This window comes from Brevibacterium sp. JSBI002, from assembly GCF_026013965.1.
In the GTDB taxonomy this organism is placed as follows: domain Bacteria; phylum Actinomycetota; class Actinomycetes; order Actinomycetales; family Brevibacteriaceae; genus Brevibacterium.
On the sequence record NZ_CP110341.1, the window covers coordinates 2,410,961 to 2,437,489 of the forward strand.

A 26,529-nucleotide genomic window follows, 5' to 3' on the forward strand; every position below is an offset into this window, starting at 1 on the left:
CTGGGCCGCCGTCAGGTAGTTCTGGAGGGGACGATGCGGGGTCAATGAGGTGCGTCGAACGGTATGCGCGGTCCACGGTGCCGCGGGTCTCCACTCAGCCGAGCGCAGACCTCGGTGTCGTAGCGGATGCCGTCGTAGAGAAGCTTCTCTCGTTCGCGGCCTTCGACGATGAAGCCCGCATTCCTGGCGACTGCGGCCGAGGCCGGATTGTTCACTCGGTAGCCAAGTTCGAGCCGGTGGATCCCGAGTTCGTCGTGGAGGAGGTCGACGAGGCTGCGCAGCGCCGCCGATACCAGGCCCTGGCCGCGGGCCTCGGCCACCGACCAATAGGAGATCCACGCGCTCGAGTGCCGGCGTTCGATCCCGGAGGCCATGACATTTCCAAGGATTCGTCGCCCTGAACGATCACCGTCATCAATGATCGCCCGAGCGCAGAGGTCACCGGCTGCCTCGGCGTCGGTGATGGTCTCCAGCCATGTCCGGGCACCACCGATCGTGCGGTCGTCGGGGATGTTGCTGAGCAGTGCGTCATCGGCCCGCTCATACACCTCAGCCAACGCCTCGGCATCACCCGAAGCGCCTGACTGCCAGGGTCGGAGAATTGCGCTCATCCGGCCACCTTATCCGCAGTCGCCGGTCCGCCAGCGCCCGCTCCGTGGTCTCAAACAACCTGACGGCGGCCCAGCAACCTCGCGCGAGGTTGCTGGGCCGCCGTCAGGTAGCAATTAGTGTCAGCCGAGGAGGAGGCCCTTGGTCTGAGCGACTGCGCGGTCGAAGCGTGCGCCGGCGTCTGCCCAGTTGACGATGTTCCACCAAGCCTTGACGTAGTCGGGCTTGACGTTCTGGTAGTCGAGGTAGAAGGCGTGCTCCCACATGTCGAGCTGCAGAACCGGGGTGCCGCCGAGCTGGATGTCGGACTGCTGGTCCTTGAGCTGCTCGATGAAGAGGTTACCGCCGAGCTGATCGTAGACGAGGACAGCCCAGCCGGAGCCCTGGATCGTGGTGGCCGCGGTAGTGAAGTGCTCGCGGAACTTGTCGAACGAACCGAACTGGTCGTCGATGGCTGCGGCGAGTTCACCGACCGGCTTGTCTCCACCGTCCGGGGACATGTTGTTCCAGAAGATCGAGTGGTTGACGTGACCGCCCAGGTTGAACGCGAGGTCGCGCGTCAGCTTCGGCACAGCGGCGAGGTTGCCGGATTCGCGAGCTTCGGCCAGCTGCTCAACGGCGGTGTTGGCGCCCTTGACGTAGGTGGCGTGGTGCTTGTCGTGGTGCAGCTCCATGATGCGAGCCGAGATGTGCGGCTCAAGAGCGGAGTAGTCGTAGGGCAGTTCCGGAAGTGTGTACTGCTCAGCCATGAGATTCCTCCTGATCAGATTTGATGACCACCACATCGGTGGCTTCATTTCGACCCTATCCCAGGGTCTCATCTCGGACAACAAGGGGATCCGTCATCCTATTCCATATGACGCGCGGTGACGGGATCACTTCCCCGCCCGCGATTGCTTAAGACACCTCCGCCCGAGATCGCTCAAGACACCTTCACCCGAGGTTGCGTGAGATGAGCAGCCGCATGATGTCCGAGGTGCCCTCCTCGATCTCCTCGAGCTTGGCATCGCGCATCCACTGCTCGACGGGATGCTCTCGCGAATACCCCCATCCGCCGAGGGTCTGCACGGCCGCCCAGGTGCAGAACATGGCCGTCTCCGAGGCGTTCAGCTTCGCCATCGCCGCCGCGGCCGTCATCCGCTGTCGATCAACGGCATCGCCGGCGTCGAGCATCCGCGCCGCATTGAGCACCTGCAGCCACGCCGCATCGATCCGCGAGGACATGTCCGCCAGCCGAAACGCGACGGCCTGATGATCGATGATCTTCGTCCCGAACTGCGTGCGCTCCCGCGCATAGTCACGCGCATATTCGAAGGCCGCCCGTGCCGTGCCGAGCGCCGCGGCACCGAGCACCACCCGAGAGATGTCGAAGGTGCGCATGAGTCCGTAGAAGCCCTGCCCCTCCTCGCCGAGGCGGCCCGACATGGGCACGAATGCGTCGGAGAAGAAGATCTCCCGACACACGATGGCTCGCTGTCCCATCTTCTTCATCGACGCACCGAACTCCATCCCCTCGGTCTCCCTGGGCAGCAGGAATGCGCTGATTCCGCGAGAGCGCCGGCTCGAGTCGGTCTTGGCGAAGACGACGTAGAAGTTCGCGAGTCCCGCGTTCGAGATCCAGGCTTTCTGCCCGTTGAGCACGTATCCGCCGTCGACGGCATCCGCCCGGGTGATGATCGAAGCCGAGTCCGATCCGGATCCGGGTTCGGTCGTGGCCAGCGCCGTGATCTTCGGGTCTGCTCCAGTCAGCGGGCGCAGCCACTCCTCCTTCTGCTCCGGCGTGCCCAATGCGAGAATCGGGTCGGCGAAGAAGCCGTTCGAACACACGAAGTTCCCGATGCCCGGATCCCCGAAGCACAGCTGTTCCTGGACAAGGCACTGAGTGAAGACATCGGTGAATCCGCCGCCGCCGTATTCCTCGGGAATCATGAAGTCGGTGATCCCGAGCCGTGCTGCCGCCGCAAAGATGTCGACGGGCGATTCGGTATCGGCCTCGTCGACGCGGCGACCGGCCGGGCGGATCGTGTCGTGGGCGAATCCGCGCACGAGGTCGAGGATGTCATGCTGTTCATCGCTCAGCGGCCAAGGTGTGTAGCTCATCAGTTCTCCTTCGAAGTGTCAGTGGAGGTCGGGCGCCTCACTGCGCCCGGCCGACGTCCCTCGTCCCCGGTCAGTCGAGCATGTCCGCTCCGGCCCGGGAATCCTCGGTGATGTGGATGAGCGTCGGGCCGACCGCTGTCTCCGCCTCGCTGAGCGCGGCCAGCAGCGCGTCCGCGCCGTCGACGTGGATTCCGCGTGCCCCCATCGCCTGCGCGAGTGCCGGGAAATCCGGCCCGGTGAGCTTCACCCCTGACGGAGTGTCCCCGCGGTCCTCCATCTCATTGCGGATCTCCCCGTACCCGCCGTTATCGACGACGATGAGGCACATCCGCACGCCCGCCTGCACGGCCGCGGCGAGTTCGGCGATCGTGAACATCGATCCCCCATCGCCTTCCACCGCGACCACTCTGGCCTGCGGAGCAGCGAGTTTCGCACCGATGCCGGCGGGCAGCGCGTAACCGAGCGTGCCCGCCCCGGCCGGGTAGAGGAACCGGTCACCGGATCGAGCTTTCCACCCGGTCTGCACCCCGTAATAGCAGGCCATCGTCGAATCCGCTGCGACGAAGAGCAGTGAGGTGTCCGATTCCGCGAACGCTGTGAGTGCGGCCGACAGATCGGCCCAAGGTCGGCCGTCGGTTTCCATCGCCGAGGCGGCCCTGCTCCTCCAGCCGGCCGTCCAGTTCCGTGCGGCGGCGGTCGCGGACTCCGTCCGCAGCGCTGACACTTGTTCGTTCAGGGCCGCTGTCGCGTTCTTCGCGGCGGCGAGGACCGGATGGGTGACGGTCGCGTTCGTGAGCATCTGCACTTCGTCGATGTCGATGCGCACCACGGTGTCGGGCAGCGGCAGGGGTTCCGGCCAGAAGTCACTGGGTGCCAGTTCCGTACCGATCGCGATGACCGCATCGGCATCGCTTGTGAGTTCGGGAAGCAGCTCGAGGACCCCGACGGCGCCGATGGTGGTCTCGGCGCGGTCATCGACGAGTCCCTTCGCGTTCGAGGACAGGACGATTCCCGCTCCGAGTGACTCGGCCAGAGCGGCGACCTCCGCTCCTGCTCCGTGTGCTCCGGCCCCGGCGATGATGAGCGGGCGCTGGGAGGAGGCGATCGCCTCGGCTGCGGCCTCGATCTCGGGGGCCACGGGAGCCGGCAGCGCCCGGGCCAAGGACGGATGGAGCGTGCCCGGGCCGGCGATTTCGATGAGATCGAGAGGGATCTCGATGGCGGCCGGGCGGGTCCGGCCTGAACGCATCGCCGACAGTGACTGCCCGACTGCCAGCGACACCTCGCCGGGACTCGTGACCCGCATGACCTCGGTCAGTACCGCCGAGAGGGCCGCGGACTGGTTGCGCACTTCGTGCAGGAGTCCGTTCCCGCGGCCGGGGTGGGTCAACGGCATGCCGGGGGTGATGAGGAGGACGGGCACGGAATCGGTGAAGGACTGCAGCAGGGCGGTGAGTGCGTTGAGCGCGGCCGGCCCGGTCGTCGTGACGATGACCTGCACCTCGCCGGTGACGCGGGCGGCTCCATCGGCCATGTAGCCCGCGCCCTGCTCGTGGCGAGGTGAGACGATGTCGATGCCTGCGGCGCTCAGCTGCGCGAATATTTCGAGGTTGTGGGTGCCGGGGATTCCGAAGACGCGGGTGATCCCTTCGGCCTGGAGCGCACGAGCCAGGTGTGCTCCGCCGGTGATGGTCGTCTGGTCCATTCTCATTCCTCGCTGTTCGGTTTCTCTGCTGGCACGTTCTCTGCGGTCGGGTTCTCCGTCGTCACGACGAGTGCGTCGACGGCCAAGGCGCCGTCCGGGGCAACTCGCACCGGGTTGATCTCGATCTCGGCGATGGCGTTGTTCCCGGCCACCATTCTGGATACCGCGACGATGATTTCGGCGAGGGCGTCGATATCCGCGGCGGGTCTGCCCCGCCATCCGGTGAGCAGCCGCGAGCAGCTCAGCCGCGAGATCATGTCCAGCGCTTCGGTGTGGGTGACGGGGGCGAGTTCGAGCCACGTGTCGGCGAAGAGTTCGGTCTCCGTCCCGCCGGCGGCCACGATGACGAGCGGCCCGAAGTTCTCGTCCTGCCGACCGCCGACGAGAATCTCGACGACGTGATCGCGTGTGTCCATCTCCTCGAGGATGTACTCACCCTCGCCGAGGCGACCCACCATGTCCGCGTATGCCGTTTCGACTGCGGGGAGATCGCTCAGTCCCAGGACGATGCCGCCGACCTCGGTCTTGTGGGCAGGCCATCCGGCCTTGAGCGCGAACGGCGGTCTGAGTTCGGACGCCTTGGCCGCCTCGGCGGGTGCACGAGACTCCCCCGGGCCCACGCTGCCCACAGTCACAGCGGCAGGAACGGGAATCCCCGCGCCCTCGATCATTGCTCGAGCGGCCGCATATCCGGTGCCCCACGGGATGACGGGGCCGGTGAGTTCGAGGGATTCGGTGAGCCGACCCGAATGGGCGGCGTAGAAGCCGGCGCGGGCGAGCACGCGCATGGCCGCTTCGATGGAGGTGTAGGCGGGTATGCCGAACTCCCAGAGGCGGGTGACGACGGGCGACGATGCGCTCATCGAGTGGACGATGACGGGCTTCTTCGCCTCGGCGACGAGCTCGCCCAGACGATCGACGACAGCCAGTTCTCGGTCGCGCAGGTCGGGGACGTCCTCGCCGTAGCAGCCGAAGTATCCGGAGACGACGACAGCGTCGATGTCCGTATCGGTCAGCAGCACCTCGGCGAGGTCAGCATAGACATCAAGGTTCTTCTCTCCTGCGCCGTCGAGGTCGATGGGATTAACGATGTGGTCGGCCTCGGGCAGCAGTTCGCTCACGCGTCCGGCACCGCCGGCGCTGAGTTCGCGCACGTCGAGTCCCCAGCTCTCGGCGGTGTCGGCGGCGATCGCTCCCTGTCCACCCGAGTCGGAGAGCACACCGATGCTCCGGTCTTTCGGCAGCCAGGCGGAGGCGAAGAATCCGGCGAGTTCGACGAGTTGTCCGGGGGTGGCCAGGCGGATGGCGCCGGCGGCCCGGCAGGCGGCATCGACGGTGTCCATGGCCGAGGTCATCGATCCGGTGTGGGATCTGGCGAGACGCGCTCCTGCGCTGGATGCTCCTGTAGTCAGGATCATCGTCGGCTTCCCGGCGGCGCGCAGGGCTTTGAGGGCTGAGACGAGGGCGGTTCCGCCGGTGAAGGATTCGAGGTAGAGCGCGACCTGAGCGGTGGCGGGGTCGTCGACAAGGGTGGCGAGCACCTCGGCGGCGCGGACGTCGGATTGTCCGCCGATCGAAGCGAATCGGGAGACGCCGAGTCCGCTGCGGGCCGCGAGTGTCGCGATCTCCGTGCCGAGCTGGCCGCTCTGGGTGACCACGGCGAGACTTCCGGGTATGAAGTTGCCCCAGGCCAGGAGCAGATCGGCGTGTGAGTCGACGATCCCGAGCGAGTTCGGGCCGATGAGGCGGCCGCCGGTCTCACGGATAGTGGCAGCCAGTTGGTCGGCGTCGGGGACGCGGGCGGAGATGATGAGGAAGGCGCGCACTCCGTTCTCGAGTGCTTCGGCGACGACTCCCGCCACGGTGGGGCCGGGCACGGAGATGACGAGCAGCTCGGGCGTCTCCGGCAGGTCTCTCAGGCGAGCGTACGTCGGCTGGCCCTGGATCGAGCCGGCTTTGGCGTTGATGAGGTAGACGCGGCGGCGCTCGGCCCCGCGCAGAGCTCCGGCGGCGAGCCAGAAACCCCATTTGCTGGAATCGTTCGATGCTCCAAGGACGGCGACGCTGCCGGGATCGAAGAACGCGTCCATATCGCTAGCTTTCCGTCACCGAAACGGCAGCGGCAGCACGATCGCCCAAAGCGGCGAGATTCGCATCGACCTTCGCCTGAGCGGCCGCCCGGGGACTGATGCCCTGGTCACGGGCGGCGGTGAGGACCTCGATGGTGAGATCGTGCAGGGTCGAGGTGACGATGGCGCGGCTGTCGTCCCAGCTGCCGTCGACGTCGCCGAAGGTCACCCACCACCACCAGGCGTTCGTCGCCGAGTTCGCGAGGAAGTCCGGGACGACGGTGACTCCGCGAGCCAGCAGCGTCTCTTCGGCTGCGGGCAGGACAGGCATGTTCGCGGCCTCGACGATGAGTGAGGCGGTGACGCGGTCGCAGTTGTCCGGCGTGATCGAGTAGCTCACGGCTGCGGGAACGAGGACGTCGGCGTCGGCAGCGAGCCAGTCGTCGCGATCGCCGACGTGGTCCTCCGGGCGCAGCGCTTCGCGGTCGATTCCGCCGAACTGGTCCCGGGTGGCGAGCAGAGCTTCGACGTCGAGCCCGGCAGGGTTGGACACGAACCCGTCGGCGTCGGCGATGCCGACGATGCGCAGTCCTGCCTCGGCGAGATAGCGGGCGGTGGCACCGCCCATTGAACCGAATCCCTGGAAGACTGCGGTGGAATCGCTGGGGTCACGTCCGGAGTCGTGCAGGGCAGCGATCACCGAGGTGGCCACACCGAGGCCGCCGACGAGTTCGTCCTGGGCGACGCCGTCGACCACGGCGGAGAAGGCCTTAGTCGTGCGGGCCTCGACGGCGGCCGGATCGTCGACGAGCTTGTTGACGGCGGAGAGCCCCGAGCCGAGTTCGCGGCGGGCGAGGATCTCGTCGATGTCGTCCTGGCGAACGCCGAGGTCTTCGCCGAGGGCCCAGTAGGCGTGCATGATCGGGTTGATGTCGACGAGGAAGCGTTCGAGGACATCCTTGGCTCCGGGTGAGCGGGGGTCGAAGTCGATTCCGCCCTTGGCTCCGCCGACGGGCACATAGTGTCGTCCCTCGCGGAGGTGGATGGCTTCCTTGCGGGTCATCCCCTGGGCGAGTCCGCGCACTTCTTCGAGGGTGCAGCCTTTGCGCATGCGCACACCGCCCGAAGCGGTGCCGCGCACAAGGGTGTCGATGACGACATACCCGAGTGCACCGGTGTCCGGATCCTGCCAAGTGATGTCCATGAACATGGGGCTCCCAAAAGATCGGCGTCTCAAGACTCTTACTGAACCGCTATTCAGTAAGACATGTGCCTCCAGTCTGTCCGGGTAAGGGCCACCACGTCAAGGCCGCTAGGATCGAAGCATGCCGACAGCACTCATCACCGGAGCCGGACGAGAGAACAGCATCGCCGCGGGAGTGGCCGCACGACTGTCGTCCGACGGCTGGACCGTGTGCACGAGCGATCTCGATCGCGGAGACTACCCATGCGACCTGTCATCCGCTCACGAAGCGCAGGAGCTGGTCGGTCGGGTGAGCAGGGATCACGGCACGATCGACGGGTTGGTGCTCAGCCACGCTCACGGCGAAGAGTCCGGAATCTTGGACACCACCGTCGACAGCTTCGACCGCCACGTAGCTGTCAACGCTCGCGCGTCGTTGCTCCTCATCGCGGCGTTCGCGAATCAAATCGGCGAGTCGGGAGGCGCGATCGTCGCCTTCACCAGCGATCACGCCACGGGCAATCTGCCCTATGGAGCATCGAAAGGCGCGCTCGATCGCATCGTCATCTCCGCTGCGCGGGAACTCGGACCGAAGGGGATATCGGCGAACGTCGTCAATCCTGGGCCGATCGATACGGGCTGGATGGATCACGAGACGAGAACAGGGCTGGTCCCCTATCAGCCGCTCGGCCGCATGGGCACTCCTCGCGATATCGCCGGAGTCACGGCCTTTCTGCTCTCAGATGAGGGCCGGTGGATCAGCGGCCAGCTGCTGTCTGCCGACGGAGGGTTCTCCGCTCGCTACTGAATTAAGCGCACGGCAGTCGGCCTCAGCCGCATTCGGAGGCAATTGTTGGGTCGATCCACGGTGTTCTGGACGTCCAGACCGCCGTGGATCGACCCAACAATCGCCCTCAGTGAAGTTCGCGGGTAAGGAAGTCGTCGACCCAGGTGTTCAGCACCTCAGTGTCAACGGTCTCAGAGTTGACCATCAGCTGGATCGCTAGGCCGTCCAGGAACGCGAGTATCCGCGTCGCACACGCCTCGGTGCCGCCGTCAGGTGCCGCGGACTCCCCCGCAGCGATGGCCTCGTCCATGAGGCGCACGAGGATCGACTTCCATTCCTGGTCGAGAGCGGCGAAAGTCGACCGCAGAGCATCATCGAAGAGCCCGGCCGACCAGCCATCGATCCAGATCTTCCAGCTGCGGGAGGATCCACTGGGCAGGTACCAGCCGACGACGTCCCGCAGACGCTGGAGTGCGGATCCACTCCCCCCCGCCGAGGCGGCTCCTGTCGTGGCATCTCCACCGCCGTCGTGTGGTTCTTCCGTCGCCGCCGATGCGGTCCCAGCCGCCAGCTCCCGCGCCCGATCGATGTCCTGACGCCCGGCGAAGTCGAACGCCTCGGCGACGAGGGCTTCCTTCGTTTCGAAGTGATAGATGACGAGACTGGCGCTCAGACCCAAACGCGCGGCGACGTCGGAGACGCGCAGCGCACGCAGACCCGTTGCCTCGATCTCCTCGACCGTGGCCGCCAGGATCTCCTCCCGGCGGACCGCTGCGCTCTTCCTCGCCATCTCGCCTGTCTCCTTTCACGTTCCAGCCGGACGGCATCCCGTGCCCGAGGCTCGAAGCCCCGAACGCGGCGACGCACTCAGGGCAGTTCGACCTCGGCGGCCGGTCCGACCAGCGCCAGAGCCTTGGGCCGCGACAGCAGCCGCCCGGCCATCTCGCTGACGTCCTCGGCCGTGACCGAGCGGACGCGTTCGATGAGGTCCATCGGCGATTCGAGCGGCAGCCCGAAGATCTCTGACCGGGCGAGACGATTCATCGCGCGGCAGAGGACTCGAGTCCGAGCACCATCGACCCCGACAGCTGGGACACGATCTCGTCGAGTTCGAACTGGCTCGGTGTCTCCTGTGCCAACCGATCCCATTCGCTCACCGCCAGATCGACGACGGCCTGAGCGTTCTCGGCCGTGCATCCAGCATAGATGCCGAAGGTGCCGGTATCCGTGAACTGACTGGCCACGCAGTTCACGGCATAGGCCAGTCCGCGCTCCTCGCGCACGCTCTGGAACAGCCGCGACGACATTCCGCCGCCGAGCATCGTCAGCATCACCGAGTAGATGAACCGGTCGTCGTCGCCTTCGGGCAGGCCCTCGCAGCCGAGCATGATGCCCAGCTGTTCGATGTCTTTGACGGTGTGCGACTTCCCGGAGTGGAACTCCGGGCGCACCCGTGCGGCCCCACCGAGGTGCGAACCCTTCGCCACCGAGGCGGCGTCCCCGGTCCCCGCGCCCGACCAGACGTCGGCTCGGGATCCGAGCCCCGCCTCGGCGAGGGCATCCTCAACCATCGCGAGGACCTCTTCATGGGTCGCACCGCCTGCGGCAGCGATGACCAGACGAGGCGGAATATACGTCGACTGATAGTGGTCGATGACCGTGTGGTGGCCGAGCACGCGGATCTGATCCTTCGTCGCACCCACGGGCCGAGCCAGCGAATGCGAACCGAAGACCAGGGAATCGAAGTCGTCGAAGAGGACGTCGCCGGGATCATCGGCGGACATGGCGAGCTCTTCGATGATGACACCGCGCTCGCGTTCGAACTCCTCGACGTCGAGCTGGGAGTTCGAGACCATATCGACCAGCAGGCCGGTGATGTTCGGCAGATCCGTCACCAGGCACCTGGAGTAGTAGCAGGTGAGCTCCTTGGCGGTGATCGCATTCGAGTCCCCGCCGGTGCGATCGAAGGCAGCAGCGATGGTCTTCGCATCGCGGCTGCCGGTGCCCTTGAACAGCATGTGCTCGAGGAAATGCGTCGAGCCGGCGGTCTCGGCGGATTCGTCACGGGACCCGGCTGCAACCCAGATCCCGATCGTCTCCGAGGCCAGACCCGGCATGTGTTCGGTGGTCAGCGTCAAACCACCGGGGAGGACAGACCGATCGATTCGGCTGCCCTCCCCGGTGTGCGAACTGCTCAGTATCAGTTGTCTGATCCCTCTTCGTCCGATTTCTCGTCTTCGTCGGTGACCGGAGCCAGCGAGAGCTTGCCGCGGTCATCGATCTTCGTGATCTCGACCTGGACCTTCTGGCCCACACCGACGACGTCTTCGACGTCCTCGACGCGCTTGCCGTCGTTGAGCTTGCGCAGCTCGGAGATGTGCAGCAGGCCGTCCTTGCCCGGGGTCAGGGAGACGAATGCGCCGAAGCTCATCGTCTTGACCACGGTGCCCAGGTAGCGTTCGCCGACCTCGGGAACCTGCGGGTTCGCGATCGCGTTGATCATCGAGCGGGCGGCCTCGGCGGCCGGTCCGTCGGTGGCACCGATGAGGACGGTTCCGTCGTCTTCGATGCTGATGTCCGCGCCGGTGTCCTCCTGGATCTGGTTGATCATCTTGCCCTTGGGCCCGATGACCTCACCGATCTTGTCGACGGGGATGTTCACGGAGATGATCCGCGGAGCCGTCGGAGCCATCTCGGCCGGGGCGTCGATGGCCTCAGCGATGACGTCGAGGATGACCATGCGTGCTTCGCGGGCCTGCTTGAGGGCGGCACCGAGCACCGAGGCGGGAAGGCCGTCGAGCTTGGTGTCGAGCTGGATCGCGGTGATGAAGTCACGCGTACCGGCGACCTTGAAGTCCATATCGCCGAAGGCATCTTCGGCACCGAGGATGTCGGTCAGAGCCGCGTAGGCGGTCTGCTCACCCTGGTCGGTGGAGATGACGTCGGAGACGAGACCCATGGCGATGCCGGCGACAGGCGCCTGCAGCGGCACACCGGCCGAGAGCATGGCCAGCGTCGAGGCGCAGACCGAGCCCATCGAGGTCGAACCGTTCGAACCGAGGGCCTCGGAGACCTCACGGATCGCGTAAGGGAAGTCCTCACGCTTGGGCAGAACAGGCACGAGGGCGCGTTCGGCCAGTGCTCCGTGGCCGATCTCGCGGCGCTTCGGGCTGCCCACGCGGCCGGTCTCACCGACCGAATAGGGCGGGAAGTTGTAGTGGTGCATGTAGCGCTTCGACGTCTCGGGTGAGAGCGAGTCGATGGTCTGCTCGAGCTTGAGCATATTCAGGGTGGTGACACCCAAGATCTGGGTCTCGCCGCGTTCGAAGATCGCCGAACCGTGCACGCGCGGGATGACGTTCGTCTCGGCGGTGAGCGGACGGATGTCTTTGAGCCCACGGCCGTCGATGCGGACCTGCTCGGTGAGGATGCGCTTGCGCACGACCTGCTTGGTCAGGGCGTTGAGAGCGTTCGCGATCTCCTTCTCACGGCCTTCGAAGCGCTCTCCGAGCTTCTCGAAGAGTTCGTCGAGGAGGGCGGCGCCGGCGGCTTCGCGCTCCTGCTTGTCGGCGATCTTGAAGTTCTCGGTCTGCTTCGCCTCGGCGAGTTCCTTCACCGCTTCGAAGACGTCGTCCTCGTAGTCGCGGAAGACGGGGAATTCGACGGTCGGCTTCGCGGCACGATCGGCGAGCTCGGACTGCGCGCGGCAGAGCTCGGCGATGAACGGCTTCGCAGCTTCGAGACCTTCGGACACGACCTCCTCGGTGGGGGCCGCAGCACCGGTCTTGATCTTGTCGATGGCGTTGTCGGTGGCTTCGGCTTCGACCATCATGATGGCGACGTCGTCACCGACAACACGACCGGCGACGACCATGTTGAACACGGCGTCCTCGAGCTGCGAGTGGTTCGGGAAGGCGACCCACTGGCCGTCGATGAGCGCGATGCGCACACCGCCGATGGGGCCGGAGAACGGCAGACCCGAGAGCTGAGTCGACATCGACGCGGCGTTGATGGCCAGAGCGTCGTAGATGTGGTCGGGATTGACCGACATCACGGTGACGACGACCTGAACCTCGTTGCGCAGGCCCTTGACGAACGACGGGCGCAGCGGACGGTCGATGAGGCGGCAGGTCAGGATCGCGTCGGTCGAGGGGCGTCCCTCACGGCGGAAGAACGAGCCGGGGATGCGGCCGGCGGCGTACATGCGCTCTTCGACGTCGACGGTCAGCGGGAAGAAGTCGAAGCCCTCACGGGGGTTCTTTCCGGCCGAGGTGGCCGAGAACAGCATGGTGTCGTCGTCGAGGTAGGCGACGGCGGACCCGGCGGCCTGCTGGGCAAGTCGTCCGGTTTCGAAGCGAATGGTGTGTTTGCCGAAGCTGCCGTTGTCGATATGGGCAACGGCGGATTCAGGGTTGAGTCCCACGTAGTCTCCTAGTTTGTGCCGGTGCGCGGCGGTCATCGCAAGACCTGCAACGCCCGAGGGAGTCCCCTCGGCGCGAAGAGGCAGCGCTCTGCATTGCACAGTGCGAAGCCCCGCGCCCTTCCGGCGGGATATTGGCAGTGGACGATGCATGGATCCACGCCGGTCATCGATCGGGGCCCACGGAACCGGTGCCGGCAACCACTTGCATCTGCAAGCCTGTGTCAGCGCGCGTTCCTCCGGAGGCCACTACCGAAGACCGAAACGTCCATGGCATGTGCGTCCACGCTTGAGTCTACCGCAGAAGCACGAAAGCGCCCCACCGAGAGGTGGGACGCTTCCGAACAGTTCGAGACGGTCCGATCAGACGGCGCTGATCAGCAGACTCGAATCAGCGGCGCAGGCCGAGGCGCTTGATGAGCGAACGGTAACGCTCGATGTCGACCTTCGCGAGGTACTTGAGCATGCGGCGACGCTGGCCGACGAGGAGCAGCAGGCCACGACGCGAGTGGTGGTCGTGCTTGTGATCCTTGAAGTGCTCGGTCAGGTCGATGATCCGGCGGGTCAGCAGTGCAACCTGGACCTCGGGAGAACCGGTGTCGCCCTCATGAGTTGCATATTCCTTGATGATCTCTTGCTTCACAGCGGTATCGAGAGCCATGGAGTTCTCCTTCGTGTCGTTGCGCGGCGCAGGGACCTGAAGTCTCTGCCCTATGGGACCGCGGCCGGTGAAAACGGCAGAGTTCAGCTTATCAGGTGTGCAGGACCTCGCGCACATCGGCGATGTCCTCATGCATCTGCACGATGAGGTCGTCCATCCCGGTGAACGCGACCTGCCCGCGGATGCGGGAGACGAATTCGAGAGTCATCTCACGGTCGTAGACGTCGAATTCGCCGAATTCCTTGTCGAGCACGTACGCCTCGACCCGTCGGACCTGCCCCTGGAAGGTCGGGTTCGTGCCCACGGAGATCGCGGCCGGGTACGCCTGATCCTCACCCGAGAACGTCGCCCAGCCGGCGTAGACGCCGTCGGCGGGGACGAGCCCGTCGGGATTGTCCGAGAGGTTCGCCGTCGGGAATCCCAGGTCGCGTCCGCGGGCATCGCCGTGGACGACGGTGCCGTGGAGTGCGTGGTAGCGCCCGAGCTGGTCGGCCGCCTCGGCGACATCACCAGCAGTAAGCTGCTCCCGGATCCGGGAGGACGAATACCGGCCCCCGCGCCCGACTTCGTCGATCGTTTCGACACGGAACCCGAATCTCTCGCCGAGGCGGCGCAGAGTCTCGATCGTACCCTCGTTGTCCCTGCCGAACCGGACGTCGTCGCCGACGACGACGATCTTCGCTCGCAGGGCTTCGACGAAGTACCGGCGCACGAATTCCTCGGCCGACTGGGCGGCGAAGTCGAGGTCGTAGGGCTGGATGAGGAGGCCGTCGATTCCGGTGGCGGCAATGAGGTCGGCGCGCTGCCGGGTCGAGTTGATCATCACGGTCGGCTCTTCGGGGCGGTGGACCGTGCGCGGGTGGGGATCGAAGGTCATTGCGATCGAGCGCAGGCCCTCTTGCCTGGCCAGGGCGGCCACGGTGGTCAGGACCGTTTCGTGTCCGCGGTGCACGCCGTCGAAGTTGCCGAGGGTGACGACGGTGCCGACAGCGTCGACCTCGACTTCACCGAGTCCGTGATACAGCTCCACCAGACATTCGCTCCTTCCGCGCACCGATTCAGATTATCGCAGAGATCTTCCGCCTCCTAACCCGGACCTCGCCGAGGCGGGAGGACGGTTCAGGCGATGATCGCCCACCCGATGACGCCGAGGAGGGAGGCCAGGGCGATGGAGACGAAGGTGCCGATGATGAACCGCTCCCCCGCGACCGCCGAGGATTTGATCTCTGCGAAGCGTCCGAGTCCTTTGACCGCGATGACCACGGCCATGAGTTCTGGGCGGCCGAGCACGATCGCTCCGGCGATGAGTGCGCGTTCGACGATGCCGATCCACAGTCCGCCGCGCAGGACTTCGACGTCCTCGGCTCCTGTGCGTTCTGGTTTGGACCCCGGGCCGGCATGGGTCAGGCGGAGGAGCAATGGGACGAGCGGCCAGCCGATGAGGGCCGCGATGATGGCGGCGGCGATGGCGACGAGCAGGTCAGTCCACATGTGCGTCTCCTTCCGACAGGGCTCGTTGGAGCCGGTCGAGGTGATGTCGGGCCAGATGCTCGGCTCCGGCGATGATCTCGGCGGGACCGGCCGCCAGCACCCGGGAGACCGCTTGCTGGGAGACGTCGAATTCCGCGGCGATCTCGGCTTGTGTGGCGTCCGGATGGTCGAGTCGATACCCGACGTAGCCGCGGGAGTTACCGCGCAGCTCTGTCAGCGTGCTGATGAGGAGCCGCAGAGCCGCCTCCGCGAGCCCACGATGCTCACTGTCCGCATCGGCGCTGACGACGAGGTGGGCGGGTGCGGATTTGGCCGCTTCGACCGCCTGGCGGGCGGAGTAGAAGGCCTCTCCCCTGCCCTCGGTGGTCGTCTCGGGCAGCGGCCGTTCGACCTCGCCGATTCCGAGGCCGATATGCCAACCGGAGTCGATGCCGATACGGCGTACCGCCTCGGCGACGGCGTCGGGATCGTCGAGGACCCCTTGGACCTCGTCACCGATGGTGCGGGCGAAGGGAACGACCGTGTCGATCGGAGAGAGAGCATCGAGGATCCGGGGCACCGCGTCGGCGTTCGACCGCGAATCCTGCTGGTCGATGGTCAAGACGAACATAGGACAAGTAGACCAGATGATCGCATCGGATACAAGAGTTTCGGTTGTATTTGACAGATACAACTTATTTCATTGATTCGAGCGTGGAAGCTGGCCCCTTCAGGCGAGGTCGATGGCAAAGGCGGTCAGAGACTTCAGACCGCCGTTCCGACGCACTTCGGCCACGGAGACGAGGGCATCGTCGCAGATGACGGCGACCTCTCGGTTCCCTGTGTCGTCGGCACCGGGGTCGGTATGCCAGTCACCAGCAGCAACGGTCTTGCCCTGCATGAGGGCGCGGGCCCGATCGGCATCGACGGTGACGACGGGCAGGAGAGTGCGGGCCGTCTCGGCGAGGGAGATGAGGGTGGGCGCGGGAACGTCGAGGTCCTCGGGCAGGGTCACGGCCTGGTCGATGTGGAAATCGCCGACACGCGTCCTCCGGAGCGCGGTGAGGTGCCCGAAAACGCCGAGATCGGTGCCGATATCGCGGGCCAGGGCGCGCACATAGGTGCCCGACGAGCAGTCGACTTCGACATCGACGTCGATATGCCCGTCCTCGGCGGCGAAGCGGATGTCGATGATCTGGAACTCCGAGACTTCGACGCGGCGGGACTTGAGTTCTACGTTCTCACCGGCACGGACCCGGGCGTAAGAACGCTTGCCGTCGACCTTGATAGCCGAGACGGCACTGGGCACCTGGTCGATGGGGCCGCGCAGCTTGGCCACGGCGGCTTCGATAACCGCAGCGTCGACACGAGCGAGATCGGACGGGTCAGCAAAGCGATCGGGCTCGGAATCGGCGTCATCGGTCGGGGTCGACGACCCCAGGCGGATGGTGGCGAAGTAGGTCTTCGATACCCCGGTGATGTAGGTGAGCAGCTTGGTGCCGCGGCCGAGGCCGAGCACGAGGACGCCCGTGGCCATCGGGTCGAGAGTGCCGGCGTGGCCGACCTTCTTCGTCCCGAACCAGCGGCGGATGCGGGAGACCACGCCATGGGAACTCAGTCCCTGCGGTTTGTCACAGACGAGGACGCCCTGTGGGGAAGTATCGCTCACTGGGTGTGCGATCAGTTGAAGGACGCGTGCACGTGGTCGAAGTGATTGGCGGTCGCGTCTCCGCGGTCCTCCATGCCCTTCCAGCCCTGTCCGGGCATCCAGATGCGCTGCTTCCAGATGACGTACTTGACGTTGAGGGCGCTCTGGTTCTGGATGAGGTACTCGGCGATGCGGTCACCGGTGGATCCGGTGATCATGATATCGACTGCTTCACCGGTGTTGTGGTCCGAACCGGTGCCGGGGCGACGTCCGCCGAAGGTCTTGACCTCGGGGAACTTCGCGCAGACTGCACGGTAGCCGTTGACGGCATTCGGCAGCAGGCCGGACTCGATCGAGGAGGACACGCTGCACGGCGGAGCCGAGGTGTCCGAGGAGGTGCCTTCGCCCTCACCGGACGACTTCTCGTCCGAAGACTTCTCATCGGAGGACGAATCGTCGCTCTTCTCCGAGGAGGCCGAGGATTCGGCGGTCGGCTTGGGCTTCGGCGGAGCCTTGACCTCGAGATCGGTCTTCGAGGTCTTGTTCTTGTACTTCGGGTCGTCCTTGACCTTCTCCAGGTACTCTTCGCCGGCCTTCTTGCGTTCGGCGTCGAGCTCTTTCTGGCTCGGGGTCGAGGCAGCGGTCGACTCCTCGGGGGTCGTCGATGCAGCCTCGGTGGTGACGTTGCCGGATTCGGGTGGCCCCATGACGACGGTCGAACCGACGACGGCGGCGGTCGCGGCTGCTGGAACGGCGATCGCGGCGACGACGGGACGCTGCTTGACGGTCGCCAGCACGGAAGTCGCCGAGGACGGCGCATTCGCTGCGCGTCGGCCGGCGGAGCGCCTGCCGGGAGCCAGGTCCCGGATCAGCTGCTTCGCGAACGACGGCTTCGGTGAGGAGTGCTTACCCAATGCAGAATTCCCTTAACAGAGTCGTAATCATTTCGTTACCGCAAAAAGTCTACGACATCTCGGAAAGATAACAAAACTGTTACGAGAACTTTTTTTCGCGACGTGACGAAGCTCAAATCGGGCAGATAGCCGTCATTCTGCCGCTCTCCCCCGATGACCAGGCGCGATGCACTCTGTTCGGTGGGATGCGACGATCACTCTTCGTCGGCGTCGTCGGCCTTCTTGTACGGGTCGGATTCACCTGCATGCTGCGCGTTCTTGGCCAACCCGGCCACTCGAGCATCGTCGGCGGCAGCCTGAGCGAGCAGTCCGTCGAGACGGGCGGCCGCCTCGGGGACGGCATCGGCGATGAATTCGAGACTCGGTGTCAGACGGATCGTCAGCCCCTTGCCGACCTCGGACCGGATGAAGCCCTTGGCCGATTCGAGAGCATGGCCGGTGCCGACGAGATCCTGGTCGTCGCCGTAGACGGTGTAGAAGATGGTGGCGTGCTGCAGATCGCCGGTCACACGCACATCGGTGACGGTGACGAAGCCGAGGCGGGGATCCTTGAGCTTGCGCTCGATGGTGCTGGCGACGATGACCTTGATCTGGTCGGCGATCTTGCGGGCCCGTGTCGAGTCTGCCATGGTGTGTGTCCTTCTGTTCGGGGCCGGAACAACTCTTCCGGCCCTATGATAGCTGTGCAATCGAACCGGCTCCGGCCGGTCCCCCATTCAGGGGGCCGACCGGAGCCGTCGACTCACGATGTGAGTCCCATCCTCCTCGGCTGCGCTGCTGCGCTGTCGGATCAGCGGGTGCGACTCGCTGTGCGACCGATCAGTCGCGCGGCTTCTCCTGCATCTCGAAGGTCTCGATGATGTCGCCGACGCGCAGGTCGTTGAACTTGCCGAGTCCGATACCGCACTCGTAGCCCTCGCGGACCTCGGTCGCATCGTCCTTGAACCGGCGCAGCGATTCGATGTGGACGTTGTCGCCGATGACGATTCCGTCGCGGGTGACCCGAGCGGTCGAGTTCCGCTTGATGAGGCCGTCGCGGACGATCGAACCGGCGATGTTGCCGAACTTCGAGGAGCGGAAAACCTCGCGGATCTCCGCGGTACCGGTCTGGACCTCTTCGTACTCGGGCTTGAGCATGCCCTTGAGCGAGGACTCGATGTCGTCGATCGCCTGGTAGATGACCGAGTAGTAGCGGACGTCGACGCCTTCGCGGTCTGCCAGGTCGCGAGCCTTCGCTTCCGGACGGACGTTGAAGCCGAGGACGATCGCGTTGTCGACCGTGGCCAGGTTGATGTCGTTCTCCGTGATCGCACCGACGCCGCGGTGGATGATCCGCAGGTCGACGTCGTCGCCCACATCGATCTTGAGCAGCGAATCCTCGAGCGCTTCGACTGCACCGGAGACGTCACCCTTGAGGATGAGGTTGAGCATGTCGACCTTGCCCTCAGCCAGAGCCTTCGTGAAGTCCTCGAGGCTGATGCGCTTGCGACCGCGGGCCTGAGCGGCGTTGCGCTCGATGGCATCACGCTTCTCAGCGATTTGGCGGGCCGTGCGATCGTCATCGGTGGAGATGAACGAGTCACCGGCACGCGGGACGGACGACAGACCGAGCACCTGCACGGGGCGGGAGGGTCCGGCCTCCTCGACGACGTTTCCGTTCTCGTCGAACATCGCACGCACACGTCCGTAGGCGGTGCCGCAGACGATGGCGTCGCCCTGGCGAAGGGTGCCGGACTCGACGAGCACGGTGGCGACCGCACCGCGGCCCTTGTCGAGCTTGGCTTCGATCGCGATGCCGCGAGCGGACTTGTCGGGGTTCGCCCGCAGGTCCAGGGCCGCATCGGTGGTCAGCAGAACGGATTCGAGCAGCTGGTCGATGCCCTCGCGCTTGAGCGCGGAGATCGGCACGAACATGGTCTCGCCGCCGTATTCTTCGGCCACGAGGTTGTATTCGGTCAGCTGCTGCATGACCTTGGCGGGGTTGGCGCCTTCCTTGTCGATCTTGTTCACGGCCACGACGATCGGCACATCGGCCGCCTGAGCGTGGTTGAGAGCTTCGATCGTCTGCGGCATGACGCCGTCGTCGGCGGCGACCACGAGGATCGCGAGGTCCGTCGACTTCGCACCACGGGCACGCATGGCGGTGAACGCCTCGTGACCAGGGGTATCGAGGAAGGTGATCTTGCGATCTTCTCCCTCGTGCTCGACCTCGGCCTGGTAGGCACCGATGTGCTGGGTGATTCCGCCGGCCTCGCGGGAAGCGACATTGGCCGAGCGGATCGCGTCGAGCAGCTTGGTCTTACCGTGGTCGACGTGACCCATGACGGTGACGACCGGCGGACGTGCCTGCAGGTCCTCGTCGTCCTCTTCTGCGGCTTCGGCATCGAGGTCGATATCGAAGGTCTCCAGCAGCTCACGGTCTTCGTCTTCGGGAGAGACGATCTCGATCTTGTAGCCGAGCTCTTCGCCGAGGACCTCGAAGGTCGCCTCGTCGAGGGACTGGGTGATCGTGGCCATCTCACCGAGGTGGAAGAGCACGGTCACGAGGTTCGTCGGATCGGTATTGATCTTCTCGGCGAAGTCGGCCAGCGAGGAGCCGCGACGCAGACGCAGCGGCGTGTTGCCGTCTCCGCGCGGAACGGTGACGCCACCGACCGAGGGAGCCTGCATCTGCTCGAGCTCTGCGCGCTTCGCCCGCTTCGACTTGCGTCCCTTCTGACGGGGACCGCCGCCGCGGCCGAATGCACCCTGCGTGCTTCCGCGCCCGCGACCTGAACCGCGACCACCGGGACCGCCGCCGGGTCCACGACGAGGACCGCCGGGGGCGCGCCCGGGGCACCGGGTGCGCCGCCGCCTGGGGCGTTTCCGCGTCCGCCGCCGCCGCGACCGCGGCCGGGAGCGGGTTTGTTCAGTGCCGAGTTCTTCAGCATCGACGGGTTCGGGCGTGGTGCGCCCGGGCGAGGTGCCGGACGGGGACCGCCCGAGGATTCCTCACCGGATCCGCGCTGCTTCTGGCCGGGCTTCGGCATTCCCTGCGAAGGCGCGAACGGGTTGTTGCCGGGGCGTCCGCCCTGGCCACCCTGACCGCCTTGGCCACCCTGGCCGCCGGAACGTCCGCCGGGCTTGGATCCGCGACCGGGCTTCGGCATTCCCTGCGAGGACGCGAAGGGGTTGTTACCGGGACGCGCGGCACCGCGACCGCCGGGCTTAGCAGCACCCGGCTTGGGTGCTCCGGGTTTCGGCGCTCCGGGCTTGGGCGCGGCAGCCGGCTTCGGAGCACCGGGCTTCGGCGCCGAGGAGGCAGCCGGCTTGGCTGCGGGCGCCTCGGTCGGTTCGGCTGCCTTCGGGGCAGCCGGGGTCGCCGGCTTGGCGGCAGGCTTCGGTGCGGACTTCGCAGCGGGGGCGGCATCCTCGGTGGGGGCCGATTTCTCCGCACCGGCGGACTTCGCAGCACCCGGCTTGGCAGCCGACTTCGCGGCGGGCTTGGGTGCGGGCTTCGCACCGGGTTTCGGGGCTCCGGGCTTCGCGGCCGGCTTGGCGGATTTCTTCGCGCCGGTGGACTTCTCACCATCAGCGGAAGAGGAATCGGCGAATGCCTCCTTCACGCGGCGCACGACGGGCGCTTCGAGCGTCGAAGAGGCGGAGCGAACGAATTCGCCCATGTCCTGGAGCTTTTCGAGGACGTTCTTACTTGTTGTGCCGAGCTCTTTCGCGAGCTCATGGACACGGGGCTTTGCCACAGTTCTCCTGTCCGGGTTCTTTCCCGGTCAGGAAAGAACCTCATCAATGAAGAGCAGTACTCATTTCACTGCTCTCTCGAATTCCGTTTGGGTGTCATCGTGCGACACTCACAACTTGTCATCCATTCGGCTACCCGATCTCTTTGGGTTCGGTGTCCGGCCTCGGGAGGTCCGAGGCGGTGATCTTCGTTCGAAAGGATCGAGCGAAGGCGGCAGTGGTCAGGGCCTTGTCCAGGCACTTCGCATCAGGATGCACCCACGCACCACGTCCCGGCAGTGTCGCTGACACATCGCGGACGACGGCGGGGTGCTGATCGGGGCGGAACACGAAGCGTGTCAGCTCGTCCCGACCGGCCTTCTGCCTACAGGCGATGCACGTCCTTACGGGTCCATCACCAACATTCACAATGAATGATTCTACAGCACCGGCACCCCCGCTCGCGCCAAGGGGGCCAGTGGTGCGAATCACTGCACGAGGCTATTTGCCCGCGACGATGTCGATCTTCCAGCCGGTGAGCTTGGCTGCCAGGCGGGCGTTCTGCCCTTCCTTGCCGATGGCCAGGGACAGCTGGTCGTTGGGGACTACTGCGCGGGATTCCTGAGCGGCGGCGTCGAGGATCTCGACGCTTTTGGCCTTGGCCGGGGACAGGGCGTGGGCGATGAATTTCGCCGGGTCGTCGGAGTAGTCGACGATGTCGATCTTCTCCTGTCCGAGTTCGTTCATCACCGCGCGCACACGGGAGCCGAGTTCGCCGATGCACGATCCCTTCGCGTTGACTCCCGGCTTCGTGGCGCGCACGGCGAGCTTCGTGCGGTGGCCGGCTTCGCGGGCCAGGGACACGATCTCGACGGTGCCGTCGGCGATCTCCGGAGCCTCATGGGCGAAGAGTCGACGCACGAGGTTCGGGTGGGTACGGGAGACGGTGACCGAGGTGCCCTTCGTGCCCTTGTGCACGTCAGCGATGTAGACGCGCAGGCGGGTGCCGTGGGCGTAGGTTTCGCCGGGGACCTGTTCGTGCGGAGGCAGCACGGCTTCGACGTCTCCGATGTCGACCTGCACCATCTGCGGGTCGCGGCCCTGCTGGATGATGCCCGAGACGATCTCGCCCTCACGGCCCTTGAATGTGCCGAGGAGCGTCTCGTCCTCGACATCACGCAACCGCTGGTGGATGACCTGCCTAGCGGTCTGGGCGGCGATGCGGCCGAAGCCGGTGGGAGTGTCGTCGAACTCGCCGATCGGATTGTCGTCGTTGTCGAATTCAACGGCGAGGATGCGCACCTCGCCGGTGGACTTGTCGAGTTCGGCACGGGCGTCGGGCCAGGCCCCTTCGGTCTTCTGGTAGGCGAGGAAGAGCGCCTGTTCGATGAGTTCGATGAGGGTTTCCAGCGGAATCTCACGCTCTCGTTCGATGACGCGCAGAACATTGAGGTCGATGTCCATGTCTAAGTCCTCTCTCGCTCAACCGAGCATTGAATTGTCTGTGTTCACTTATGCAGGCGCAACAGTCTATCCCAGTCTGCGCCCGCACTCTGTCTGCGAAGGGGCCGCCGCACCGCCGGAGGTACGTGAGGTTCGCCTCAGCGGAACTTCAATTCCACCTGGGCCTTGCGGATCTCGCCGAGGTCGACCGTCTTCGACTCCTTGCGCTGGGGGTCCGTGCCCGTGATCGAACTCTCCCCCACCTCGGCGAGGTCGAGCTTGAAGGTGTCCTTCTTCGTCGTGATCTCCAGCCGACGGCCGATGACACGCCGGAAGTGGCGTGGGGTCTCGAGCTTCCGGGTGGCACCGGGGCTCGTGACCTCGAGCTGGTAGGGCTTGTCCCGGAAGATCTCGACCTCGTCGAGGGCGTCGCCGACGATCTTCGTCGATTCGGCGATCTTCTCCATCGACATCGGATCGGTGCTCGATTCGTCGAGGTCGACGACGACGGTGAGCGTGCGCCGCGGACCGGCCGCCACCGCTTTGACGGTCTCGAGGTGGAATCCCGCATCCTGCAGGGGCGGGGCGAGCAGGCCCTTGATCCGCTCGACGTCTTCGTCCATTTCTCCTCCATATCCTTGTGCGTCCCCTTCGCCGAGGCGGGGCGAGAGGGCCGGCGCACCGTGCACGTGTGCGACCGCCGTGTTCTCACCCACCCTAAGCGACAGCCGCCGTCGAGGTTAAGCCTTCGGCGCGGTTCTGCCCGGTGCGCGTCTCATTCTGCGGTCGGGCGGGCGACGGGCAGGGGACGGTCGAAGGTCCATCGGCGACGGCCGGAGGTCCCTCGGCGATGGCGGGTGCCCCGAGGCGTTGGTGGGTATCCCTCGGCGGTGGCGGGGCATCCGATAGGATTGCCGTATGCGTTTTCCCGTCAGTCGCCGCGGCCTGCTGACTGCCGGCGTCGGCGGGTTGAGTCTGGGCCTGCTCACCGCCTGCGGCCTGCGACTTGATCAGGATCCCGAGATCCCCACTCTTGATGCGACTCAGCAGCTGCGCAATCGTCTGGCCCGTATCTTCGACTCCGCTTCTCCCGGCGCAGGGGATCCCGAATCTGCTGGTGAGAACCTTGCCGACTTCGTTGCGGCGATCGGTCCCGAATGGAATCCGCCGACCGAATTCGCCACCGAGGCGCCTCCGACCGAGAAGGACCGCACCTTCGTCCAGGCCGCCGAGGTGGCTTCCCGCGCCGTCTTCGAGGCCTCAGCGTCCTTGGGTTCGGATCTCATTCCCGTCCTGGCCGATGTGGCCACAGGCCTTGCCCTGGTCGCCGGGATGAAGAAGCCGGAGATCATCACCACCGCCGACGAACTCATCCGCGCCGGCCGTGAGGAACTCGACCAGAGCAGGGACGGCGGCGATGATGCGACGGCGTCACCCAATGCCACCGGCGGAGCCGACGCCGATGCCAAGACGAACGACTCAGGAAGCCAGGTGCCGAAGGGGCAGGCGGAGATGTTCAACGCGATCCTCAATCAGTCGCGGGCAGCCGCCTACGGCTATGAACGGCTGGCCGTGAACTTCGATTCGAAGTCACGCGAACGCAAAGCGGCGCTGGCCAGGCTCGACTCCTTGGGTGCCCTGTCCGGGGAGATGCTCGAACGCCTCGGTGAGGATGCAGCCGATCCGGCCGCCTCGGCGTGGAAGCTCGATCCCTCACCGACGGATGCGGACTCCGCGAAGGAGCTGGCGCTGTCGTTGGAAGACGGCATCGCCTCCGCGCTTCTGCCCTGGTTGGAGGCGGACGCCTCGGCGATTCTCAGGCTCTGGGAATCGGCCCGGTTGCGGATGGCCTTCGCCGATCCGCAGCCGCTGCGTTTCACCTATGACGAACCCGGGCAGGCGGAGGTGCAGGAGTGAAGGTCCCACCGGTCCTCTACCGCGCGACGCGCGAGATCATCGGCGAATATCGCACCGATTCGTGGGTTGCCGCACTCGACTATATGGCCAATGAGCTCCTCGACCGGTGGAAGCTGCGCTTCGACGATGTGCCGGGAGCGCCGTGGGCGGGGTGCGAGTCCTTGGTGATTCCGGTGCTCACTCAGGAGAACTATCAGGGGGTGCTGCGGTTCGCCGCTCCCACCTCGGCGCACACGGCCGCGCATGCGCAGGTGCTGCGGGCGCTGAAGATGTGGAACGGACACGGGGCGGTGCGGGTCATCAGGGATGATCGCAGCTTCCGGGTCACTCTGCAGGAGCGGCTGCGCACGAAGGACAATCTGTCGGTGCTGCCTCTGGCCGATGTGCCACCGGTATGGGGTGCTCTGCAGCGGTCCTTGGAGATTCCGGCGACCTCGGAGTTCCTGCGGGTCCAGGATGTCGTGGCCGGGTGGCTGAACTCGTTCGATGCCGATGCCGCGCTGCTGACCGGGTGGTCGGAGGCGGGTCCGCACGATTCCCTGCTGCTGTCGTTCGCCCGCAACTGGATGCAGACTCTGGCCTCGTCGGATGAGAACTGGCTCATCCATGCCGATCTGCACTACTACAACATCCTTGCCGGCAATCCCGATCCGACGGGCATTTCGACGTGGAAGGCCATCGACCCGCAGCCCTTGGCCGGTCCGACGGCGTACACCTTGGCTCCGGTGCTGTGGAACCGCCTGGCCGAGATCCCCTCGGATCATCCGCAGGCGCAGGCGGCGTGGCTGCGCGGCTTCGCAACGGACTTGGCCCTGTGCGCCGGGGTCGATCCGCAGTACGGGATGGGGGCGACCGTGGCCAGGGAGATCACGAATATGTTCTGGTATCTGCGCGCGGCCTCCGGCGGGTCGAATTCGAGCCTGGCCGATGCCGCCCGTTCCCTGTGGGTGGCCCGCGCGCTATCCGGCGCCGATGTCGCCGGAGTCAACGCCCACGCCCTCAAACCCATCGGCTGACCCCTATTGCTACCTGACGGCGGCCCAGCTACCTCGCGCGAGGTTGCTGGGCCGCCGTCAGGTAGCAATTAGTGGATGAGGGTGGAGATGAAGTCGAAGCCGAGTTTGAGGATCAGCGCGGAGACGACGATGACGAAGACGACGCGGACGAACCCCGAGCCCTTCGCCAGCGCGGTGCGGGCACCGAAGATCCCGCCGGTGACATTGCCGACGGCCATGATCACACCCAGCAGCCAGACGACCTGACCGTCGGGGATGAAGTAGACGAGCGCTCCGAAGTTCGTCGCCCAGTTGATCACCTTCGCCGTGGCCGAGGCGTGCAGGAACGAGAATCCGATGATCGAGACGAAGGCGATGACGAGGAACGATCCCGTCCCCGGCCCGAGCACTCCGTCATAGATGCCGATGACGAGCCCGATCAGCCATGACAGCGCGTGGTGACGTTTAGAGGTTTCCCCGAACCGCAGCGTGGCATCGGCGCCGAGGCTCGGATTGAGCACGGTGAAGATCCCGACCCCGATGAGCGCGAGCAGAATGATCGGGGTGAACGCGTCGCTGGGCACCAAGGTCGCGAGCTTCGCCCCGAGCACGGCACCCAAGAACGCCGAGGCCGCGGCCGGGATCGTCGCCGACCGGTCCGGGGTGATCTTGCGCAGATAGGTGACCGCCGAGGCGGTCGTGCCCGCAATCGACCCGACCTTGTTCGTCGCGACCGCTTGGACGGGGCTCATCCCCGGCACGAGCAGCAGCGCGGGCAGCTGGATCAGTCCGCCCCCGCCGACGACGGCATCGATCCACCCGGCCAGGACTCCCGCGGCGAGCAGCCACAGGACCATCGTCCAGGTGACATCGATGCCTCCGGCGAGGGCT

24 protein-coding genes and 1 pseudogene are annotated in these 26,529 nt (G+C 65.9%); 3 read left to right on the plus strand and 22 right to left on the minus strand.

The features are described from left to right. Positions 1-41: 41 nt before the first annotated feature. From LJ362_RS10945 to LJ362_RS10970, 6 genes are all read right to left on the minus strand, one after another. Positions 42-611 (minus strand): GNAT family N-acetyltransferase, encoded by a 570-nt coding sequence (locus tag LJ362_RS10945; protein WP_264799102.1) that lies wholly within the window; start codon positions 609-611, stop codon positions 42-44. A gap of 120 nt (positions 612-731) precedes the next feature. Then, on the minus strand, positions 732-1,358 hold the full coding sequence (locus LJ362_RS10950) for a superoxide dismutase (protein WP_039210893.1): 627 nt from the start codon (positions 1,356-1,358) through the stop codon (positions 732-734). Positions 1,359-1,542: 184 nt separating this feature from the next. Next, the gene (locus LJ362_RS10955; protein WP_264799103.1) at positions 1,543-2,709 is read right to left on the minus strand and encodes an acyl-CoA dehydrogenase family protein; all 1,167 of its coding nucleotides are present in this window, start codon (positions 2,707-2,709) and stop codon (positions 1,543-1,545) included. 70 nt (positions 2,710-2,779) lie between these two features. Continuing rightward, a complete protein-coding gene (locus LJ362_RS10960; RefSeq protein WP_264799104.1) occupies positions 2,780-4,414 on the minus strand; it encodes a thiamine pyrophosphate-binding protein in 1,635 nt (544 codons plus the stop codon). Between the two features lie 2 nt (positions 4,415-4,416). Further along, positions 4,417-6,504: an acetate--CoA ligase family protein gene (locus tag LJ362_RS10965; protein WP_264799105.1), complete on the minus strand. Its 2,088-nt coding sequence runs from the start codon at positions 6,502-6,504 to the stop codon at positions 4,417-4,419. A 4-nt stretch (positions 6,505-6,508) separates the two neighbouring features. Continuing rightward, positions 6,509-7,693 (minus strand): Glu/Leu/Phe/Val dehydrogenase dimerization domain-containing protein, encoded by a 1,185-nt coding sequence (locus tag LJ362_RS10970; RefSeq protein WP_264799106.1) that lies wholly within the window; start codon positions 7,691-7,693, stop codon positions 6,509-6,511. Positions 7,694-7,808: 115 nt separating this feature from the next. On the opposite strand from LJ362_RS10970, the gene LJ362_RS10975 reads away from it, so the two are divergent. Then, a complete protein-coding gene (locus tag LJ362_RS10975) occupies positions 7,809-8,474 on the plus strand; it encodes an SDR family NAD(P)-dependent oxidoreductase (protein WP_264799107.1) in 666 nt (221 codons plus the stop codon). A 106-nt stretch (positions 8,475-8,580) separates the two neighbouring features. Here LJ362_RS10975 and LJ362_RS10980 read toward each other — a convergent pair whose 3' ends face one another. The 15 genes and pseudogenes from LJ362_RS10980 to rimP all read right to left on the minus strand — a co-directional run bounded on the left by LJ362_RS10980 (position 8,581) and on the right by rimP (position 23,349). Further along, entirely contained in the window at positions 8,581-9,243 is a 663-nt protein-coding gene (locus tag LJ362_RS10980) for a TetR/AcrR family transcriptional regulator (protein ID WP_264799108.1), read from the minus strand. Between the two features lie 77 nt (positions 9,244-9,320). Beyond that, complete coding sequence (locus LJ362_RS10985) at positions 9,321-9,497, minus strand: hypothetical protein (protein ID WP_264799109.1); 177 nt, start codon at positions 9,495-9,497, stop codon at positions 9,321-9,323. Next, the gene (locus LJ362_RS10990; RefSeq protein ID WP_264799110.1) at positions 9,494-10,591 is read right to left on the minus strand and encodes a M16 family metallopeptidase; all 1,098 of its coding nucleotides are present in this window, start codon (positions 10,589-10,591) and stop codon (positions 9,494-9,496) included. The genes LJ362_RS10985 and LJ362_RS10990 overlap by 4 nt, the downstream gene beginning before the upstream one ends. Positions 10,592-10,653: 62 nt before the next feature. Next, positions 10,654-12,876 carry a polyribonucleotide nucleotidyltransferase gene (locus LJ362_RS10995; protein ID WP_264799111.1) on the minus strand — a complete coding sequence of 741 codons (2,223 nt, stop codon included), beginning with the start codon at positions 12,874-12,876 and terminating at the stop codon, positions 10,654-10,656. A 388-nt stretch (positions 12,877-13,264) separates the two neighbouring features. Continuing rightward, the gene (gene rpsO, locus LJ362_RS11000; RefSeq protein WP_101547286.1) at positions 13,265-13,534 is read right to left on the minus strand and encodes a 30S ribosomal protein S15; all 270 of its coding nucleotides are present in this window, start codon (positions 13,532-13,534) and stop codon (positions 13,265-13,267) included. A 91-nt stretch (positions 13,535-13,625) separates the two neighbouring features. Further along, complete coding sequence (locus LJ362_RS11005; protein ID WP_264799112.1) at positions 13,626-14,564, minus strand: bifunctional riboflavin kinase/FAD synthetase; 939 nt, start codon at positions 14,562-14,564, stop codon at positions 13,626-13,628. An 89-nt stretch (positions 14,565-14,653) separates the two neighbouring features. Continuing rightward, positions 14,654-15,025 carry a hypothetical protein gene (locus tag LJ362_RS11010; RefSeq protein WP_264799113.1) on the minus strand — a complete coding sequence of 124 codons (372 nt, stop codon included), beginning with the start codon at positions 15,023-15,025 and terminating at the stop codon, positions 14,654-14,656. Then, the gene (locus LJ362_RS11015; protein WP_264799114.1) at positions 15,015-15,635 is read right to left on the minus strand and encodes a hypothetical protein; all 621 of its coding nucleotides are present in this window, start codon (positions 15,633-15,635) and stop codon (positions 15,015-15,017) included. Before LJ362_RS11015 ends, LJ362_RS11010 begins: the two co-directional genes overlap by 11 nt. 99 nt (positions 15,636-15,734) lie before the next feature. Then, the gene (gene truB, locus LJ362_RS11020) at positions 15,735-16,673 is read right to left on the minus strand and encodes a tRNA pseudouridine(55) synthase TruB (RefSeq protein ID WP_264799115.1); all 939 of its coding nucleotides are present in this window, start codon (positions 16,671-16,673) and stop codon (positions 15,735-15,737) included. A gap of 11 nt (positions 16,674-16,684) precedes the next feature. Next, a complete protein-coding gene (locus tag LJ362_RS11025) occupies positions 16,685-17,566 on the minus strand; it encodes a ligand-binding protein SH3 (RefSeq protein WP_264799116.1) in 882 nt (293 codons plus the stop codon). Positions 17,567-17,760: 194 nt separating this feature from the next. Next, a complete protein-coding gene (gene rbfA / locus LJ362_RS11030) occupies positions 17,761-18,195 on the minus strand; it encodes a 30S ribosome-binding factor RbfA (protein ID WP_139468786.1) in 435 nt (144 codons plus the stop codon). 190 nt (positions 18,196-18,385) lie between these two features. Then, positions 18,386-21,306, minus strand: a pseudogene (gene infB, locus LJ362_RS11035) (translation initiation factor IF-2). A 130-nt stretch (positions 21,307-21,436) separates the two neighbouring features. Next, positions 21,437-21,775 (minus strand): YlxR family protein, encoded by a 339-nt coding sequence (locus LJ362_RS11040; protein WP_320109119.1) that lies wholly within the window; start codon positions 21,773-21,775, stop codon positions 21,437-21,439. A 9-nt stretch (positions 21,776-21,784) separates the two neighbouring features. After that, entirely contained in the window at positions 21,785-22,747 is a 963-nt protein-coding gene (gene nusA, locus LJ362_RS11045) for a transcription termination factor NusA (RefSeq protein ID WP_264799118.1), read from the minus strand. A 137-nt stretch (positions 22,748-22,884) separates the two neighbouring features. Beyond that, entirely contained in the window at positions 22,885-23,349 is a 465-nt protein-coding gene (gene rimP, locus LJ362_RS11050) for a ribosome maturation factor RimP (protein ID WP_169252659.1), read from the minus strand. 295 nt (positions 23,350-23,644) lie between these two features. Between rimP and LJ362_RS11055 the strand changes: the two genes are divergently transcribed. Then, entirely contained in the window at positions 23,645-24,643 is a 999-nt protein-coding gene (locus LJ362_RS11055) for a hypothetical protein (protein ID WP_264799119.1), read from the plus strand. Next, a complete protein-coding gene (locus LJ362_RS11060) occupies positions 24,640-25,659 on the plus strand; it encodes an aminoglycoside phosphotransferase family protein (RefSeq protein WP_172174321.1) in 1,020 nt (339 codons plus the stop codon). The genes LJ362_RS11055 and LJ362_RS11060 overlap by 4 nt, the downstream gene beginning before the upstream one ends. A 68-nt stretch (positions 25,660-25,727) precedes the next feature. Here the strand turns inward: LJ362_RS11060 and LJ362_RS11065 are convergent, their stop codons facing one another. Next, positions 25,728-26,495 carry a TSUP family transporter gene (locus LJ362_RS11065; RefSeq protein WP_264801825.1) on the minus strand — a complete coding sequence of 256 codons (768 nt, stop codon included), beginning with the start codon at positions 26,493-26,495 and terminating at the stop codon, positions 25,728-25,730. Between the last annotated feature and the right edge of the window lie 34 nt (positions 26,496-26,529).

What these genes read in the sequence shown, in the direction of transcription:
- LJ362_RS10945 (WP_264799102.1), bottom strand. Translation starts at nt 611, where the DNA reads ATGAGCGCAATTCTCCGACCCTGGCAGTCAGGCGCTTCGGGTGATGCC.
- LJ362_RS10950 (WP_039210893.1), bottom strand. Translation starts at nt 1,358, where the DNA reads ATGGCTGAGCAGTACACACTTCCGGAACTGCCCTACGACTACTCCGCT.
- LJ362_RS10955 (WP_264799103.1), bottom strand. Translation starts at nt 2,709, where the DNA reads ATGAGCTACACACCTTGGCCGCTGAGCGATGAACAGCATGACATCCTC.
- LJ362_RS10960 (WP_264799104.1), bottom strand. Translation starts at nt 4,414, where the DNA reads ATGGACCAGACGACCATCACCGGCGGAGCACACCTGGCTCGTGCGCTC.
- LJ362_RS10965 (WP_264799105.1), bottom strand. Translation starts at nt 6,504, where the DNA reads ATGGACGCGTTCTTCGATCCCGGCAGCGTCGCCGTCCTTGGAGCATCG.
- LJ362_RS10970 (WP_264799106.1), bottom strand. Translation starts at nt 7,693, where the DNA reads ATGTTCATGGACATCACTTGGCAGGATCCGGACACCGGTGCACTCGGG.
- LJ362_RS10975 (WP_264799107.1), top strand. Translation starts at nt 7,809, where the DNA reads ATGCCGACAGCACTCATCACCGGAGCCGGACGAGAGAACAGCATCGCC.
- LJ362_RS10980 (WP_264799108.1), bottom strand. Translation starts at nt 9,243, where the DNA reads ATGGCGAGGAAGAGCGCAGCGGTCCGCCGGGAGGAGATCCTGGCGGCC.
- LJ362_RS10985 (WP_264799109.1), bottom strand. Translation starts at nt 9,497, where the DNA reads ATGAATCGTCTCGCCCGGTCAGAGATCTTCGGGCTGCCGCTCGAATCG.
- rpsO (WP_101547286.1), bottom strand. Translation starts at nt 13,534, where the DNA reads ATGGCTCTCGATACCGCTGTGAAGCAAGAGATCATCAAGGAATATGCA.
- LJ362_RS11010 (WP_264799113.1), bottom strand. Translation starts at nt 15,025, where the DNA reads ATGTGGACTGACCTGCTCGTCGCCATCGCCGCCGCCATCATCGCGGCC.
- LJ362_RS11015 (WP_264799114.1), bottom strand. Translation starts at nt 15,635, where the DNA reads ATGTTCGTCTTGACCATCGACCAGCAGGATTCGCGGTCGAACGCCGAC.
- rbfA (WP_139468786.1), bottom strand. Translation starts at nt 18,195, where the DNA reads ATGGCAGACTCGACACGGGCCCGCAAGATCGCCGACCAGATCAAGGTC.
- nusA (WP_264799118.1), bottom strand. Translation starts at nt 22,747, where the DNA reads ATGGACATCGACCTCAATGTTCTGCGCGTCATCGAACGAGAGCGTGAG.
- rimP (WP_169252659.1), bottom strand. Translation starts at nt 23,349, where the DNA reads ATGGACGAAGACGTCGAGCGGATCAAGGGCCTGCTCGCCCCGCCCCTG.
- LJ362_RS11055 (WP_264799119.1), top strand. Translation starts at nt 23,645, where the DNA reads ATGCGTTTTCCCGTCAGTCGCCGCGGCCTGCTGACTGCCGGCGTCGGC.
- LJ362_RS11065 (WP_264801825.1), bottom strand. Translation starts at nt 26,495, where the DNA reads ATGGTCCTGTGGCTGCTCGCCGCGGGAGTCCTGGCCGGGTGGATCGAT.